Source organism: Polystyrenella longa (genome assembly GCF_007750395.1).
In the GTDB taxonomy this organism is placed as follows: Bacteria; Planctomycetota; Planctomycetia; order Planctomycetales; family Planctomycetaceae; genus Polystyrenella; species Polystyrenella longa.
On the sequence record NZ_CP036281.1, the window covers coordinates 3,180,398 to 3,194,772 of the forward strand.

Sequence of the window (14,375 nt, forward strand, 5' to 3'; positions counted from 1 at the left end):
CAATCTTCATCAGTCGATTGAGACGCTAACCTTACCTTGATACGTCACGAGACTTACAAATGTCCTGATACTCGCCTTCTCACCCAGAAAGTGAACAGAGCCATCACACAACAGGACATTTACCCCTCCGTTATGGAAGCTATACACGCCACTTTCTGCGGCATTCGTGCAGTTAATAGCACACACATCTCCACCGGCTCCCGAATAACCAATGAACCAGTTCTCCGCATTGAGCACATCCGCCCAGCCCCCCCCTTTTGTTTTACTACCAGTATTCTTGCCGTACTCATAGAGATCGGGGCGACCGGCAATCTCCCACATCATAGCCGTATTGCTTAACCCATCGGTAATATTACTAAATGACAAGTCCGGATGATTATTAGACAGCACCCCTTCTGGCAGACTAGCCTCTTCGGGAGCAGCAAACGGTCGTAACAGGTGCCCGATTCCAGAACTGGGCCCATAATCAGTAGCCCCCGTTTTGAATTCAATATCGATACCAAGATCGCTCCACGTATCAGTATGCACCTTCTCGACACGGGGCGTCGATGGGCACAGAAAAACAGCAACCGGTCGCGCGACGATGCTTTGATTGTCGGCGGTGTAATTCGGCAATCCCAAGGACGTCAAATCGACTGGAGCGAACATCGGTTGAGAAAAATCAATGGCTTCGTAGAGATTGTTATTTTCAAGAAATGGAAGCAGCCGCTCGGCGTAGGTATGAATATTGACGTCATCCACGTCACCAATAGACGTTTGCAGAAATACCGGCAAAACCGACCCTGTTTCCTTACGGGTCGCCAGATAAACGGGAGGGAGCTGCCGTTCAAGATCGTGATAGGAATGAAAGGCGATTCCGATTTGCCTCAAGTTATTGATGCATGTGGCACGCCGGGCACTTTCACGCGTGGACTGCACGGCGGGGATCAGCAGAGAAAGCAAAATAGTGACAACGGAGATCACCACGACCAGCTCGACCAGAGAGAAAGCTGACCTTGTCTGGCGTTGTAATGAAAATAGAAAAGAGGATTTAACTCGCATCGAATTTACAATCCATTAAATCTGACACCATGTTTCTGCTATGCTTTTACTTGACCACAATGCAATTCAATCATCAAACATAATCTGGATATATTTCTTTCATTTAATTAAAAAACTGCACCCAATATTATGGCAGAGTATTAGACTGCCATAGGATGAAACATGCATTTGATTCAATGCTTTGCAAACCTTACCAGTGAGATAGTCAGAATGAATAAGCTTGAAGAGAGCGTTTTGCCACATCGCCAACATGGTTTAGACAGTTTGCGAGGCTTAGGAGTGATGCTGGTTGCCCTATATGTATTTGCCAGCGGAACTGTGAGTCTAGATATTCAGTCCACAATTCATGTGGAACTGAAGAGTCATCTAGAGGGATCGATTTGGGACGGGCTACATCTCTTCGACCTAGCAATGCCTCTCTTTTTGTTTTGCACAGGAGCCTCGCTCGTGTTCTTTATACAGAACAATCCTGCGAATCAAACAATCGGCATTGCCTTTCGTTGTCTTGCCCTGATTGCAATCGGCATGCTGTGGGAGAATCTACTTTGGGAGGGAGGGCTACGTTGGACTGGCCCATTACATCACATTGCACTCGCCACGTTACTGGTGTTTGGCTGCTTGAGGTTACTCCCCCCTATTGGGCAATTGGGATTAGGCCTGTTTATCTTGATTAACTATTTTTACCTGATCAGTTCTTATCAAGTCGCGCCCTACACGGATACTAACTTGAAACCTATCTATCCCTATGGTTTTCAGAATAATCTACTGGCTTATATCGATAGCCTGTATCTACCCGGTAATAAGCTGTTTGGGAATTGGGACACGTACGGTCTGACGTCGATTATTGCCAGCTTGCCTGTCGTGTTAGTTGGCAGCTTGAGCGTAACATGGTGCTTAACGAAATCTTCACACAAGAGATATCTTTTAACCTTTGCTGCGGGGGCTGGCATTGCCACGGGGGGATTTCTGATTTCATCGGAAATACCCATTAATCACTACTTGTGGACGCCATCTTTTGCGCTCATTTCCATCGGAGTCTTACTATGCCTTCTAGTGGCCTTTTCCATACTGGCCACTCATGAAACCTTGCTGGCGACGATAGGACGGAATTCCCTCCTATTCGTGCTGCTCCTGGGAATATGTCACGCGGGGAATCTCAGCCTAATCAATATCAAGCTCGCCCTGATCCTCTTTCCGGAAGCAATGCAGCAATCCGGCCTGATCGCTGTAGCATTATTAGAAGTCGGATTGCTATTCGGGAACGCTTGGCTATTGAGACGTCAACAGTGGTACTTCACTGTTAATCGTCTTCTACGCCGATTACGAGGATGGTCATCAACTTCCACTCCAACAGAAGCAAGTCCATCACTCTGATCCCAAGGGAAATTGTCCTGCTTCCCGCATCTGGCGGAATTGCTCCCAGTTTAATAATTGAATTCCATGCCGTTTCAGCTCTCGATCCATTTCGAGTGAATTGAACACCCGAAAGTCCTCCTGTCGCCCGGAGATATAGGGAGGCTCTGGCCCTGTCGTTTCCTTGTAGCCACAGTGAATAATGAATTCGGAAACCCCGCCGGGCAACGTTCTCACTGCATTAACAAAATGATTTCGTTTTTCATCCGGAGGTGCATCGTAGTTGTCAGACTCTGCATAGGCGAAGAGTGGCATCTGGTGGTCGTCCAGTTTTTCTCCCGCTTGAGCATAGGCCTCCAGCAAGCCACCGTAGAACTCCGCGCGTTGTTTGAGGGGCATGGTGTCCACGCGGCGGAGCCGTATCGGGAGATCGTATTCCAGCCCTAATTCGACATAAAGCTCGATCAAGTCCTGACGGCCAAGTAGCGAGTACATATGGTTGTCCATATGCGTGATCCGGATACCCGCTTCCAGGGCTTTTTCGATTTGAGCCCGCAGTTCCAATTCAACATGTTCACGCTGAGCATGCTTCGCGACTTCCTGAGAAGTCCGCCAGAAGTTCCCATCCTGATCCACGAGACTGGAAACTTTTTCTTTGGGAAGAACCGGGCCCCAAGTGAATCGCCTGGTTTCGTTAGTGAGCGTTAAATGCACTCCATAATCGTATTCTGGGTGTGACTCGGCCCAAACCGCAAACTCGTCAAATCCGGGGCAAGGAGGCATGATGCTGGCCGAAGTCACAATCCCGCGTTCCAGGCTTTCCATGGTTGCGACATTCATGGAGTGGCACATACCGGCATCATCGGTATGGATCATGAGATAACGGAGTCGGAGTTTTCCATCCGGAACGGTCGCGAGCAACCAGGTGCAAAACCCACCTACCATCAAAAAGGAGAGAGTCAGTTTGAGCCGATTGGACATGTTTTTCCCATATTAGTGGAGGGAGATTATTTTTAAAGCGAAGCCAGATCAACTCCGGCTCCGATAAGCAAGCGTTCTGCCTGATTCAGGTGAGACTCGACGAGCTTTGCGGCATCATTACGCTCTGCATTAGCTGACCGAATAGCGTTCGGCAAATGTTCCTGACCTAACCACAATAGTTGCATCTGCAACTGATTGCTGGGAGTGGCCGTCTCGTCCAATTCGGCGGCAATTATTTGAATTTGCGGTAAAACCCGTGATTCAAATTCGGCCCATTTAGCCTTATCCGCCTTCGCGGCACGCAAGGTCTTAGATTCATCCCAAATCTGCGAATAAGTCTGAAAATAAGCTTTTTCAGTCGCGTAAGGATTAGCTGATTTCTGGTAGTAATAAAGGTTCATACTGGCCCATACGAGAAGTACAGCAATTCCCCAAGTCACTTTAGATCGCAGGACCGTTGCACAACCATCCTGAAGGTCCCACAGCTTGTAGGTTAGTGAAGAAGCGCTCTTTTGTTGCGAAACGCGGTGGATGGGAGGGGTCTTGACTTGGTGAGGAAACTGTTCTTCTTCAGGAACCGACTTACTCACTTGGTCCTTAGGAATATCAGCCTGCACTAGTTCCGGGTAACGGTGCTTCAGCGATCTCATTACTGATTCCGCTGCGATCCATTTACCATCTCGCCCCTGTTTGATGGAGTGTTGCAGTGTAAACCGACCAGCACGGATCAGCTCGACCAGTTTAGCAAAGGTAACCGGTCCAAAAGTCCCGGTGGACTCCTTCACGTAAAACTCATCCCGCATGGGAGAAGCCACCTTTTCGAGAAAGCGGAAAGAAAACCAAGATAGTGTTAGTCTATTAACAAACAAGAGGTGGTTCAAGTTCAAAGCGAGAGATGTCTCAGATAGCTGATTCAATCGCCGAGTGATTCTCCAAATTTACGAAAACAGACTTATAGAGTTGCTGCTGAATTAATCGTGACTTCCATCCCTGCGATGGTTCTTTTTTTATAACTCCGAATGCGACCCCACGCGTGCGTATTTGATTTCTTCTTACTCGCGAGCAATCTTGCTGATCAGCACTCAGTCGGGCGTAATGTGGCAGCCGAGATAGTCTTCCCTATCGCCAGTGAGTCTGTGATGGACATGTTTCACAGGCAATTATTGTTTTCAATCAATAGATGATGGATCTTCAAGAATTGATGTATTCACACCCTGCTCTACGAATGTAACAAAATGCCGTAAAGACAACTATTACTGGACTGGCTTTCTGGATCGGTAGTCAATTCAAGTCGTCTTGGGTGAGATCTTTTCGAGCCGCATGGCGAACACGCAAGATGAAAACTTTTCCATCTCTAATCGTGAACACAATGCGATGCGTCAAACGACGCCCTAAACCAAACATGAGTTGACGCAGACCATAGGGGGAAAGATCACTTTCAGGGGCAAGCGGCAGGCGTTCAGGATCACTTGAGAGTGTCTTGTTGATTTTGATTTCGATCTCAGCCAGCCATTTGCTGGCCTCAGCAGGAGACCGATGATCCCGCCACCATCTAACCGCTTCTTCGATGTCGTTTTTGGCGGGTTCCGTATATTCGATGGGATATTTCATTGAGCCGTCGGGGGCAGCTCTAACCTCTTCCGAATATCAGGGTAAACTTCCTCTGAAGAAATGACACGTCCTTCGTTGAGTGCATCAATTCCTTGCTGAATGGCAACACGTTCCGCATCACGATCCAGAAGATTGTAAATGTATTGTTCCAGTGACCCAAAACCGGCGGCAATCGCCTGGTTTTGAAGACTTTCATTCGCTGCGATCTTGATTTCCATAGACTATATCCTCTCTCTTGGATCATATCATTTTGTCTAAGCACACGTCAAAGACAATTTGCAAATGTTCCGAAGTGTCGAATAATACCCAGAAGGAAGCATCAACACTTAACCGTAGTGTGTTCTGGCGGCGTAGCCTCCTGTTTTTAAGGGCTTTTCGGGACCGTGAGCCGCCACACCTATCCTGGACAGGATCTAGTGATGGAGGATTGACAAAAACCTCCCCGTTTTACCGCAGGTATCTTAAGGGTAGTAATCCATGGTCCCGGTATCGCTGAAGCTCATCGACGGGGATTTTCCAGCTTTTGGCGTCCCCTCGTCCCGATTCACATTTCTCGGCATGGATACGGGCCAGCCGACACCATTCACGGACGGTGTATTCACCCCGTTCGACCTCTGTGGCAAACTCCGAAACGGAATAATATTCTCGCGCACAAGAGACCTCCGGAACCGCATTGGTAGCTAATACCTTTTGTTCCATGGTGGTCAGGACAGTTTCCAGGGTAGAAAAACGGTTGAGCAGTTTCTCAAACCGGCTATCAAACCAGGAGTAGTCGACAAGGTCGGTAGGACCCTGCGGCGGACTTGATTCTTGATGAGGTTGGGGGCGATAGGGGGAATGATTAAACATGAGTCTCAGCCTCTCTTGGGAATGAAGGTCTCTGATAAAAATGCTGCATGAGAATAAAGCAGTAAGTAATAAAACAGATCGGAAGTCATGAATCGAATTTAGTAAGCAGGACCGCTCAGCGTTTCGATAGTGACTTTGTCAATGGACGGGCTTTGCTCCGCTCTCTCGAAAGTACGGGGGCCCATCTCCATCAATGATTTCATTTTGCCTGCTCCGATTAACTCGGCCAATTCGATCATGTTTCGGCCTTCGATAGTCACGTGGTATTTCTCCATCCCGAAGAGACAGAGTTGCAAATGGCCCGCGTCTCGCAAGCGGACTTCTCGTAGATCGCTATAAGCGTAGCTTGTCACCCGACCATCAAAGAAATGAACCTGGAACATCATCAACGGAGGATCATTGGGATGAGACCGTTTCCACGGGAGTTCGGTGGCCGATTTCAGTCGATGGCCGCTCTGAAGCGAGTTCTCATTCGAAGGAAAGGGTAAGTTGCTCATGCTGATTAACTCCTGCTAAGTTCGGGAGAGGATTGAAAAGGAATGTTGTTTGATTGAGTCTGAGAACGTTCTCGGTTCGGAAAGCGGGCTCGCCACCATTGGTGAACCCGGTCGAGCAAGAATCGCTGTCGCTGATGCTGTTGCCGGGCCGCTTTCATTATTGGTGAAGGTGTACCCTGCATCATCTCCGTGGCAGTCAACTGTTCTCCGGCATTCTGAATCGCCCGTCTTACCGCCGCTTTATCGTCCACGTAGATCGTGACTTCTTCACGACCGCGTGACACGGTCACATAGAACTGCTTGGCATTCACAGCGGGAAGTGACTGGGAGCCGATAGCGGCTATCGCCACGTCTCGGTCCTTACCCTGGGAAGCATGGCTTGTCACGACATAACCCAGGTCCCAATGTCCATAGTGGCGTGAAACGGTCATTCCACTTTTAAGCTTGAGATCGCCATGCCGATCAAAGCCGGTAATTTCATCCAGACGGCCATTGCTAATACGCCGTTTGTGGTCGGTTGCTTTGCCTCCCAGGGTAAACCGGATTTTGTCGCCGACCGAGAAGCGGGTTTGAACTTCCTCATAAACCTCAAACCGACTGGCAACCTCGCGCGGAATTGGCTTAAGCGGTCCCCCTTGCAGCGGGGTCAAAGCCGCCTTCCCTTCCGTATCGCGACAAACGCGATAGCGTTCCCCCCGTTTATAACCCCCTTTAACATTTTGGTGGAATTGCACCACCAGTCCGGCTTGGTCGTAACTACTAGCCTCCGACTTCTCCGCTTCCGACCAGTTCAGCGACTGCAAGCGACTAAATTCGACACTCTCTAACCCTATCGCCCCCTTTTTTCTTAGCCGCTCGCGAATATGTTCGGTCACCGCCCGGCCTTCCGCATGGGTAGGAGCCACAATCAGCGTGCTCTGCTTCTTTTTGAGGGACTTGAGATATTGCTTTGCCAGAACGTCATACCGTTGGTCCGCACCAATCTCTTTAACTTTGCCCATTCTGTCCAACAGGTCAAAGCCTGCCACCATGCCCGAGAGCCCTCTTTGGGGGTCCACTATAGTATGCCCCTGGCTAATCAACTCGACCGCTTTCTTATAGCGGTCCTTTTGCCGTTGAATGGTTTCCACCCGAGCAATATCTAAACCGGCTTTCGCTTCCAGCAACCGCATCGCTTCTCCCCGACGGGGTGAAGCGTGTTGCCGCGTATCGCCGGACAGCACCACGCGTGCGTTTTGCTGCTTTGCAATCGCAAAGATGCCGTTCATCGCTCGCACGTCCAATAATCCCGCTTCATCGATCCAGAGGACTTGATCCTTCAATTCCGAGTGGAGCTTTTCGTTCCGTAGCAAATGCTCGACCGTCTGAGCATTCTCAAACCCTTTTTCTTCCAGAACTTCACGGGCTCCGGTACTGGGAGCAAACACAAAGACCTCTTTACCATTACTACGGATCGCTTCCGCCGCTTCTTCCATTAACGAGGATTTTCCCGTACCAGCTCCCCCCGTGACGGCCATCACGGTATCGCGTGAATTCAATACGTGTCGGACTGCATTCTTTTGGGCTGAGTTTAACCAGTCCCGTTTGAACTGGTGTTCTTTCCGAGCCATCGTCATTCGCGTTCCCCGGCCCTCTCTGGCAAAGCCGATCATACGCGTCTCGGCATCAAGGACTTCGCGTGTCGTAATGAAATCCCGCTTGGCTCCGCGTATCTCTTGCGAACCATGCAGGATCGTTTCTGTTTGCAAAGCGGCTTCAAGCTCTTCGGGCAATAGGGTTAATCCATGTTCTAAAGCCGTTCCGATAACGGTCTGTTTTTCCACGGTCGATTGACGATAGAGGTGATGTTCCAGGGCGTAACGCAGGGAAGCTTCTACCGTGGCTGCTTTGTCCTGGTTTTCTGCTTTGTTCCGATCACGAAGTGATTGGAACGTTTCCTGTTCTTGCAGGGTTAAACGGGAGACCCACTCCTCTCGCAGTTGTTCCACCGTCGAACCCCGTTCTTTCTTTTCGCGGGTTCTCACTCCCAGCTTTCCTTTAGCGGCAGGTTCTGCAATGCCGTGCTCTTCCGCAAAGCTTTCAATTTGCTGAGTGCGGCTACTGAACTTCTCGATGGTCGCCCGGTCGATCCTCTTGATCTCCCAGCCCGCTTTCATGCGTCCGCTTTGCAGGAAGCGGACTTTTTCAACTTCATAACCCAGCTTGTGGTGGAGGATGCGCGCGAAGCGAGCTTCAAATTTGGCTTGCAGGCTCAACCGTTGCCGAAAGATTTCTTCTAACTCGGCGGCGTAGTGTTTTCCTGCATGGCTGGTTTGATTCATCACAAAAGCGTGGATGTGGAGGTGTGCGTCGACTTGTCCATTGACCGGTCTCGACGTTTTATGCAGGAAGTCGGCATAGATCAGGTTGCCGGTCTGGACCCGTTCTTTGGAAGCCGCTTTGTCACCGGCACGAACCCGGCGACACATGAGCGGTTCCACGTCCCGAGTCATCGTCTCTTTCACCGCTTCCCGTAACGCGTCCAGGATGGTTTCATCCCGGTTGATGGCCCACACTAAAGAAACACTCTTCGGAATGGAAAACGTAAGATCGACCCCAGGCCTGCGGTCTTTACGCAGACGTTGAACCAGTTTCTTTCCTGTAACGGGATGATTGCCAGAAAGCAGGGCTTTGAATTCCTGCTTGGTGACTACGCTGCCGCTGCTTAAGCCCAGGATCGCGGCTCCTTTCCCATTCCAGGTTCCGTTGACCTCGGCATCGGAACAGAAATAGTCACCCTGCGTCAGAACCGTGTCGAAATATTTTTCGGTTCCGGTGATGCTTTTCGCTTGGGTCATGGTGAGCATGAGAAGACTCTTCGCGTGGGAGGAACAGGAAAGTTACGAAGTCAGTAAAGTCTAAAATAGTAGTAATAGGCTTATCTCCTAAGCGTGGCTTAGGTAGTTTTAGCCTGCTCGATTTCGAGCTCACGAATCAATCCGTTTTCTCTCGTCTAGGCAGACGATCCACAGGAAATTCAGTAACAGATTTCGGAGTGAACACGGACGTATTCAGAGTGTCGGTCCGCTTTGCCACCGCTATCGAGACCACATCACCAGGACTGACCGTAAACTCATTGGAAGAGAGGCACTCGCTTAAGCGGAGGCGGACGCCGCTTAAGCTGAATCCGAGTTCCCCCGAGAGTTTCTCTTTGGCCGACTCTTCCAGTACGGTCAGGGTAATGCCGGGGTTTTCTTCGACCAGAGTTCTACAGACGGTTAGTACATCCGCTTTGCGGGCACACGGTTTGTTTGCTTTGCGGCCCGCTTTGGGTTTCCCTTTCTTATTCGGCGTGAGCGCTTTCAATGCCGCTTCCAGGGGAGCTTTAGCTTGATCGATTTCGTGAAGTCGCTCTTGGAGCTCGGTTGCTTCTCGTTCGAGAGGCTGGAGCAAAGCCAGAATGGCGGCACTCGCATCTTGGATGGTATTCATTGGTTTCATTTCTAATAAAAAGAAGAGGTTCTCGTACGTTCGAAGATTGGATAGAGGCTATTTCTAAACCTGGTTGTGGTTGTTCTTGTCACTACACATAGAAAGGCAAGGTTCCTTCTCAGAGGGTTTTGAAACTGCTTTTAGGTCCAGCGGTTAGCCAGATGAGCCACCACACCACGGAAAGCACGATCAAAAGTGACGTCTTGCAACGTCATTTCTTCCAGTGCGTAAGTCGCCAGCTCCGCAGTGGTCACTCCTTCCACGATTTGGAGGAACTCCAATTTTTCCCACAAAAGAGGCGTCATGCGGACGGATCGCTTAGAGCCATCTGCTAAATCGATTTCTCGCGTGTTATCGTCACGGTATTGATTTAAGGTATTTTGAGGCACAATATTCATCCTTTGATGTTGGCACATTATTGTTAAAGAAAGCAAACTTTAAGAGTTTGCCCAAGCTAAGTCTCATGGCGATAGGAAGCAGTGAATGCTTGAAAGCGAGGTGTTACGCGACGCTATCGCCGACTGGTTACATTCCTCTATCGTTCGCAGCTTGGTTGAACGAGGTTTTGAGCTGGCTTTTCTTGTCGGCTAAAGCAAACTGGTCTTTGAGTCCTTTCTTTTTCCCTAACTGTTCGGTCAGAGCGTTAATCGTCTGCATGATCTTGCGATCAGCTTCGGGATCACGGGCACCATTGATGTTACCAAGAGGACTCATTTCCAATGTCGGTTTGGGTTGTGACATTTCCTTTCGCAAAGCTTCTATCTGTTTCTTTGTAACAGGCTGAACGAGGTTGCTAGACTCCGTCGACTGCTTTGAAGATGCGTTGAAAGTTTGGGTGAGCGTGGGTTTAGATGCAGGAGGTTCTGAGCTCGTGAGGCTGGGACCTTTGGGTGGCAGACCGTTAAAGCCACTGGACGCAGCCAGTTGTTGCCAGGCAGCTTGGTTTGAGTTTTGCTTTTTCATGGAACAAATCCTTAAGAATAGAGGAATAGAAACACCTTGCTTTGAAGGTTGCTTTCAATCGAGGCAATCCCAAAGCGGGATAAACAAAATCGGAGGACAACCTTGATTTCCGTACTGCCCGCTTTCGACATGTTGCCAGCCGGTAAGACTGAAGTACCAGGCGTCTAATTTCTGCTCAGTAGTCGGAGCAGAGCCTTTCGGCTTAGGTCCGGAATAGGTATAGGTTGTCTGAATGTGGGGTAAACCAACCACAATGGAAGCGATGAGCAGCAACAAAGCCACGACTCCCAGCACACACATCTTTTGGAAGTAGCGACGGAAAGTACCGACGACCAAATCCAAGTCATTGTCTTGCTTTTGATGAGACATATTTTTATCCATGGTAATAGGGTGAATGGCCCGCCCGTTCTTTCAAATGAGGCCGTTTCCAGTAAGGAACTTTTTGAAGCTGTAGGGGAGGCAAGTTGCCGCCGACAATCAGCATTTCTTCGCCACTCATCATGCGAATCTCGTCAGCTCTTAACAAAGGCAGACTGCGATGATTCAAACTGACCGTCAATTCAGGCAGGGGTTCGGCTTTCGCCGCCCGATCTGATAGAGACGGATCGACCACTGCCTGGGTTCCACACAGCTTGCTAAACATTTCAAGTGTTTCCGGTTCCTGCAAACCCATGGCGATTTTGAGTTTGCTGGCAGACATGATTTGACGCAGGCCCACTTTGCCATAGTTTTTCTCGGCTTGACCGGCGAGGTCCTGCCAGATGAGTAAACAACGCAGGTTGGCTTTGCGGTAGAACAGGAGGGAAGTAGCGAGCCGAGGCATCACTAGGCTTCCGCACTCATCAATAATGGCGGTACAGCGACCTGCTTGCTTGTCGGCGGCAAGCGTGCCGAACAAGTAAGTCAGCGTCATCGCCGTGACCGGAGCCACGGTTTCCATCATCTCCAGCGTCGAAATCAGAAACAGTGCTGTCTTCTGGTGAGGATCTTTGAGTACACGGGGATCGAACTTCGATTCCGCTGTATGTTTTCCTAACGAGGAGAAATGGTCGAAAACATCCAAAGCTTGCTCTGCGATCCCATAGCCCCCCGCAAATTGTTGCGGAGCCGCAACCAATAATCCTCCTAAAGATTTGGCGAGTTCTTCATAGACCCCACCGAAAGCGGTGGAGCCTTCCGCTTGCTCAAATAACTCCCGAATATAGGCGAGCCCTTCCATCAAGTGCCGCCGAATGGCGGGTAGAGTTGGTTTGCGACCTTCAGCCAGTTCTTTGAGAGCCAGAAAACCTCCCAGCATGCGGGCATACTTAAAAAAGTATTCACTCTTTTCATCCATGTCCGGACGTCCGGGCATTACCCAAGTCATAATGGCGAGTAGTCTTGGTCGGATGCTGGTCAGGTTCATATCGGCATCGAACCCAGAAAACAGATCGAGACCCACGTCGATCACTTCTTCTCCGAGACGCTGACTCACTTCTTCCGGAAAAGGGGTCATCACCACGACGTGGTAGTTCTGTTGTTCAAGAGCCGCTTTGCATAACGCATAGATTTCTCCTGAAGGGTCATTTATGATTAAGTTTTGCTCCGGATTAGCGAGACAGGTTGGCACGACCAGACTCATTGTTTTTCCTTCACCTGGAGGCGCGATCAGACTGAGGCTTTGGGGGCCATCAAAGAAAACATCGATGGAAGAATTCTTTCCTGTCCGTAGTGTTCCCAGGAAAATGCCTTGACGGTCAGAAAAGAGTTCGGAATCGGTAATATCCTGGGCATTGGCAAAACGTCCCTGCCCGTGTGCTTTGGCTCCCGTTTTGAACCGTTGTTGCTTAAGCCGCAGAGCGGATCGCTTGAATCGGTCGTTCATACTTTTTATCACCTGTCCTATTGCCATAAACCCGGTGAGGAGACAGCCAAAGGTGGACCACTCCTCGCCTTGCTGGCCCCAGAGATAGAGTTGATAAGAAATCAGACTCCAGAAACCACTAAACAGCAGACTGATGAAGGGGGGACGATATTTATCTTGGTTCGTTGCTGATGGTTTAGTGCTCATTGCCGAACTCCCTTAAAAAAGTCATGGCGATGCTTGATGTTGAAACGAGGTACTTGTCTTACTCCAAAGCGAAGTATTCCCCAGAGGTACTCTGAGCCAGTCGTGTCAAGAACTCCCCTCCGCTCCAGTCAAAGTCCTCGTTGTGAACCGAAAGGCCTCCCACACCGACGCAGTGAACTTTGATCTTCTGTACTGTTAACGTTTGGCCGAGCTTCAAAACGGCTCCCTGGCCACCTTCGCCTAAAGTCGGGATTCCATCCGAATAGAGCAAACAAGTCATCGGCCCGTTCAAGCTCACCGCTTCCTGCAGCGCGGCGAGAGTGGGAGTCCCTCCTCCCGCTTTTAACTCTTTCACGAATTCGATGGCTTGATCTCGGTTCTCGCGTGTCGCTTGGGCCCAGTGCAGATTGGAAATGATGGATGAGGGGTACTTCGAAAGACGAGGGGAAAGGTCTTCTTGTCCTCCGAAGCCACAGATTGCAAATTCTTCAAACGGCATCTGGTCTATTTTTTGGCAAACATCAGCTTTGATTTTCTCAAAGACTTCTGGTTGGCTATTCCCTTGGGCGTCAAAGGCAACTGAAGCAGAGGTGTCGGGCAAAAACAGGACTCGGCCCGAACTCTCTTCTAGGAACTCCAGTTCAGGTTGGCGAACTTTGATCGTTAGATCAGGTTTGATTTCCACGATTTCAGTTTCACCATCCTCATCGAAGAGAACTGTTTTTGCCTGATCTTGATCCACCTTTTTCAGCCCCGTGCATTCATCGAGTGGAGTCACACTATCGTCCCACTGGGATTGCGGGTTGTTGAACACAGCCTCCGCATCAGAAGAAATCCGCAGGAACTGAGCTTGCTTCTCTTGAATGAGATACCGCAGAAAGTGTTCGACCTGGGCTCGATGATTGGGACCGTTCCCGTAATCGGCACGGGTCGTGAGCCAACTGATCGTTGTGTCTTCCGGGAACGTTTCCATTTTCCCGTAACTCGTTTCAGGATTAGTGACACTGCCTTCACACGGCATTTGTGTTGCTGACAGGGAGAGTCCTTGTTCTCGATCCTTAATTAATGGAGACCCAATTAGGATCACTCGCGGTTTAAGTTTGGATTTTCGAAATTTGCGAATGGTGGCAGGGATGGAAATCAGATCGATCTCTTTTGAGCCTCCCGATAATTCTGGGTCGAGCCGTTCAAAGACTTTAGTGAGTTGCTCCTTAATCAGTCGTTTGCGGTAGGCTGGGGACCCGGCAGGAATCGTGATAGAGCCCAAAGACTCTTGGTTTTCTGTCAGGAAGAACGTCATCGGCGTTCCCACAGGAGCCGATTCCATCGTGCTGAGCAGGTTAGTTCGAATGGAGTGCCCCAGTTCTATTGGCACCCCCATCGGTAATCCCAGAAAGATTTCCTCGGTAGGGTTTGGTGCGATGGATTCCGTCGCACATCCCGTTAAAAGTAGAAGCGTCGAGACGATGGATCGTGAAAGAATGCGTCGAAGTAGCATAATTCTGTCCTCAAGTAAAAAAGGGGGTTCGGTGAGTTGCTGGTCGTCGTTTAGCGAATTA

The 14,375-nt window shown here is 49.7% G+C and carries 15 protein-coding genes; 1 reads left to right on the forward strand and 14 read right to left on the reverse strand.

Going from position 1 to position 14,375, the window contains the following annotated elements; translation table 11 throughout:
* Nucleotides 1-9 precede the first annotated feature (9 nt).
* Nucleotides 10-1,041, reverse strand: coding sequence for a DUF1559 domain-containing protein (locus Pla110_RS11870; protein WP_144995971.1), 1,032 nt, complete (start codon nt 1,039-1,041; stop codon nt 10-12).
* Between the two features lie 447 nt (nt 1,042-1,488).
* Here Pla110_RS11870 and Pla110_RS11875 point away from each other — a divergent pair, with 447 nt between their 5' ends.
* The gene (locus tag Pla110_RS11875) at nt 1,489-2,415 is read left to right on the forward strand and encodes a hypothetical protein (RefSeq protein WP_144995972.1); all 927 of its coding nucleotides are present in this window, start codon (nt 1,489-1,491) and stop codon (nt 2,413-2,415) included.
* Here Pla110_RS11875 and Pla110_RS11880 read toward each other — a convergent pair.
* From Pla110_RS11880 to Pla110_RS11940, 13 genes are all read right to left on the reverse strand, one after another.
* On the reverse strand, nt 2,407-3,375 hold the full coding sequence (locus Pla110_RS11880) for a polysaccharide deacetylase family protein (RefSeq protein ID WP_144995973.1): 969 nt from the start codon (nt 3,373-3,375) through the stop codon (nt 2,407-2,409). The two genes, Pla110_RS11875 and Pla110_RS11880, sit on opposite strands and share 9 nt — an antisense overlap.
* 32 nt (nt 3,376-3,407) lie before the next feature.
* Nucleotides 3,408-4,178 carry a hypothetical protein gene (locus Pla110_RS11885; protein ID WP_144995974.1) on the reverse strand — a complete coding sequence of 257 codons (771 nt, stop codon included), beginning with the start codon at nt 4,176-4,178 and terminating at the stop codon, nt 3,408-3,410.
* A gap of 478 nt (nt 4,179-4,656) precedes the next feature.
* Nucleotides 4,657-4,986, reverse strand: a complete 330-nt coding sequence (locus Pla110_RS11890; RefSeq protein ID WP_144995975.1) for a type II toxin-antitoxin system RelE/ParE family toxin — start codon at nt 4,984-4,986, stop codon at nt 4,657-4,659.
* Nucleotides 4,983-5,204 carry a hypothetical protein gene (locus Pla110_RS11895; RefSeq protein ID WP_144995976.1) on the reverse strand — a complete coding sequence of 74 codons (222 nt, stop codon included), beginning with the start codon at nt 5,202-5,204 and terminating at the stop codon, nt 4,983-4,985. The genes Pla110_RS11890 and Pla110_RS11895 overlap by 4 nt, the downstream gene beginning before the upstream one ends.
* Nucleotides 5,205-5,433: 229 nt before the next feature.
* Nucleotides 5,434-5,835 carry a hypothetical protein gene (locus Pla110_RS22640; RefSeq protein ID WP_197440154.1) on the reverse strand — a complete coding sequence of 134 codons (402 nt, stop codon included), beginning with the start codon at nt 5,833-5,835 and terminating at the stop codon, nt 5,434-5,436.
* 98 nt (nt 5,836-5,933) lie between these two features.
* Complete coding sequence (locus tag Pla110_RS11905) at nt 5,934-6,332, reverse strand: hypothetical protein (RefSeq protein WP_144995977.1); 399 nt, start codon at nt 6,330-6,332, stop codon at nt 5,934-5,936.
* A gap of 5 nt (nt 6,333-6,337) precedes the next feature.
* Complete coding sequence (mobF, locus tag Pla110_RS11910; protein WP_144995978.1) at nt 6,338-9,178, reverse strand: MobF family relaxase; 2,841 nt, start codon at nt 9,176-9,178, stop codon at nt 6,338-6,340.
* A gap of 127 nt (nt 9,179-9,305) precedes the next feature.
* On the reverse strand, nt 9,306-9,803 hold the full coding sequence (locus Pla110_RS11915) for a hypothetical protein (protein ID WP_144995979.1): 498 nt from the start codon (nt 9,801-9,803) through the stop codon (nt 9,306-9,308).
* A gap of 140 nt (nt 9,804-9,943) precedes the next feature.
* Nucleotides 9,944-10,192 carry a hypothetical protein gene (locus Pla110_RS11920; protein WP_144995980.1) on the reverse strand — a complete coding sequence of 83 codons (249 nt, stop codon included), beginning with the start codon at nt 10,190-10,192 and terminating at the stop codon, nt 9,944-9,946.
* Nucleotides 10,193-10,328: 136 nt separating this feature from the next.
* Entirely contained in the window at nt 10,329-10,766 is a 438-nt protein-coding gene (locus tag Pla110_RS11925) for a hypothetical protein (protein ID WP_144995981.1), read from the reverse strand.
* Between the two features lie 54 nt (nt 10,767-10,820).
* Nucleotides 10,821-11,135, reverse strand: a complete 315-nt coding sequence (locus tag Pla110_RS11930; RefSeq protein ID WP_144995982.1) for a hypothetical protein — start codon at nt 11,133-11,135, stop codon at nt 10,821-10,823.
* A gap of 4 nt (nt 11,136-11,139) precedes the next feature.
* Complete coding sequence (locus Pla110_RS11935) at nt 11,140-12,816, reverse strand: type IV secretory system conjugative DNA transfer family protein (protein WP_144995983.1); 1,677 nt, start codon at nt 12,814-12,816, stop codon at nt 11,140-11,142.
* A 58-nt stretch (nt 12,817-12,874) separates the two neighbouring features.
* The gene (locus Pla110_RS11940) at nt 12,875-14,314 is read right to left on the reverse strand and encodes a vWA domain-containing protein (protein WP_144995984.1); all 1,440 of its coding nucleotides are present in this window, start codon (nt 14,312-14,314) and stop codon (nt 12,875-12,877) included.
* Nucleotides 14,315-14,375: the final 61 nt, after the last annotated feature.

Bases quoted from the DNA above. Each gene is read 5' to 3' on its own strand.
- Pla110_RS11870 (WP_144995971.1), bottom strand. From the start codon at position 1,041: ATGCGAGTTAAATCCTCTTTTCTATTTTCATTACAACGCCAGACAAGG.
- Pla110_RS11880 (WP_144995973.1), bottom strand. From the start codon at position 3,375: ATGTCCAATCGGCTCAAACTGACTCTCTCCTTTTTGATGGTAGGTGGG.
- Pla110_RS11885 (WP_144995974.1), bottom strand. From the start codon at position 4,178: ATGCGGGATGAGTTTTACGTGAAGGAGTCCACCGGGACTTTTGGACCG.
- Pla110_RS11890 (WP_144995975.1), bottom strand. From the start codon at position 4,986: ATGAAATATCCCATCGAATATACGGAACCCGCCAAAAACGACATCGAA.
- Pla110_RS11895 (WP_144995976.1), bottom strand. From the start codon at position 5,204: ATGGAAATCAAGATCGCAGCGAATGAAAGTCTTCAAAACCAGGCGATT.
- Pla110_RS22640 (WP_197440154.1), bottom strand. From the start codon at position 5,835: ATGTTTAATCATTCCCCCTATCGCCCCCAACCTCATCAAGAATCAAGT.
- Pla110_RS11905 (WP_144995977.1), bottom strand. From the start codon at position 6,332: ATGAGCAACTTACCCTTTCCTTCGAATGAGAACTCGCTTCAGAGCGGC.
- mobF (WP_144995978.1), bottom strand. From the start codon at position 9,178: ATGCTCACCATGACCCAAGCGAAAAGCATCACCGGAACCGAAAAATAT.
- Pla110_RS11915 (WP_144995979.1), bottom strand. From the start codon at position 9,803: ATGAATACCATCCAAGATGCGAGTGCCGCCATTCTGGCTTTGCTCCAG.
- Pla110_RS11925 (WP_144995981.1), bottom strand. From the start codon at position 10,766: ATGAAAAAGCAAAACTCAAACCAAGCTGCCTGGCAACAACTGGCTGCG.
- Pla110_RS11930 (WP_144995982.1), bottom strand. From the start codon at position 11,135: ATGTCTCATCAAAAGCAAGACAATGACTTGGATTTGGTCGTCGGTACT.
- Pla110_RS11935 (WP_144995983.1), bottom strand. From the start codon at position 12,816: ATGAGCACTAAACCATCAGCAACGAACCAAGATAAATATCGTCCCCCC.
- Pla110_RS11940 (WP_144995984.1), bottom strand. From the start codon at position 14,314: ATGCTACTTCGACGCATTCTTTCACGATCCATCGTCTCGACGCTTCTA.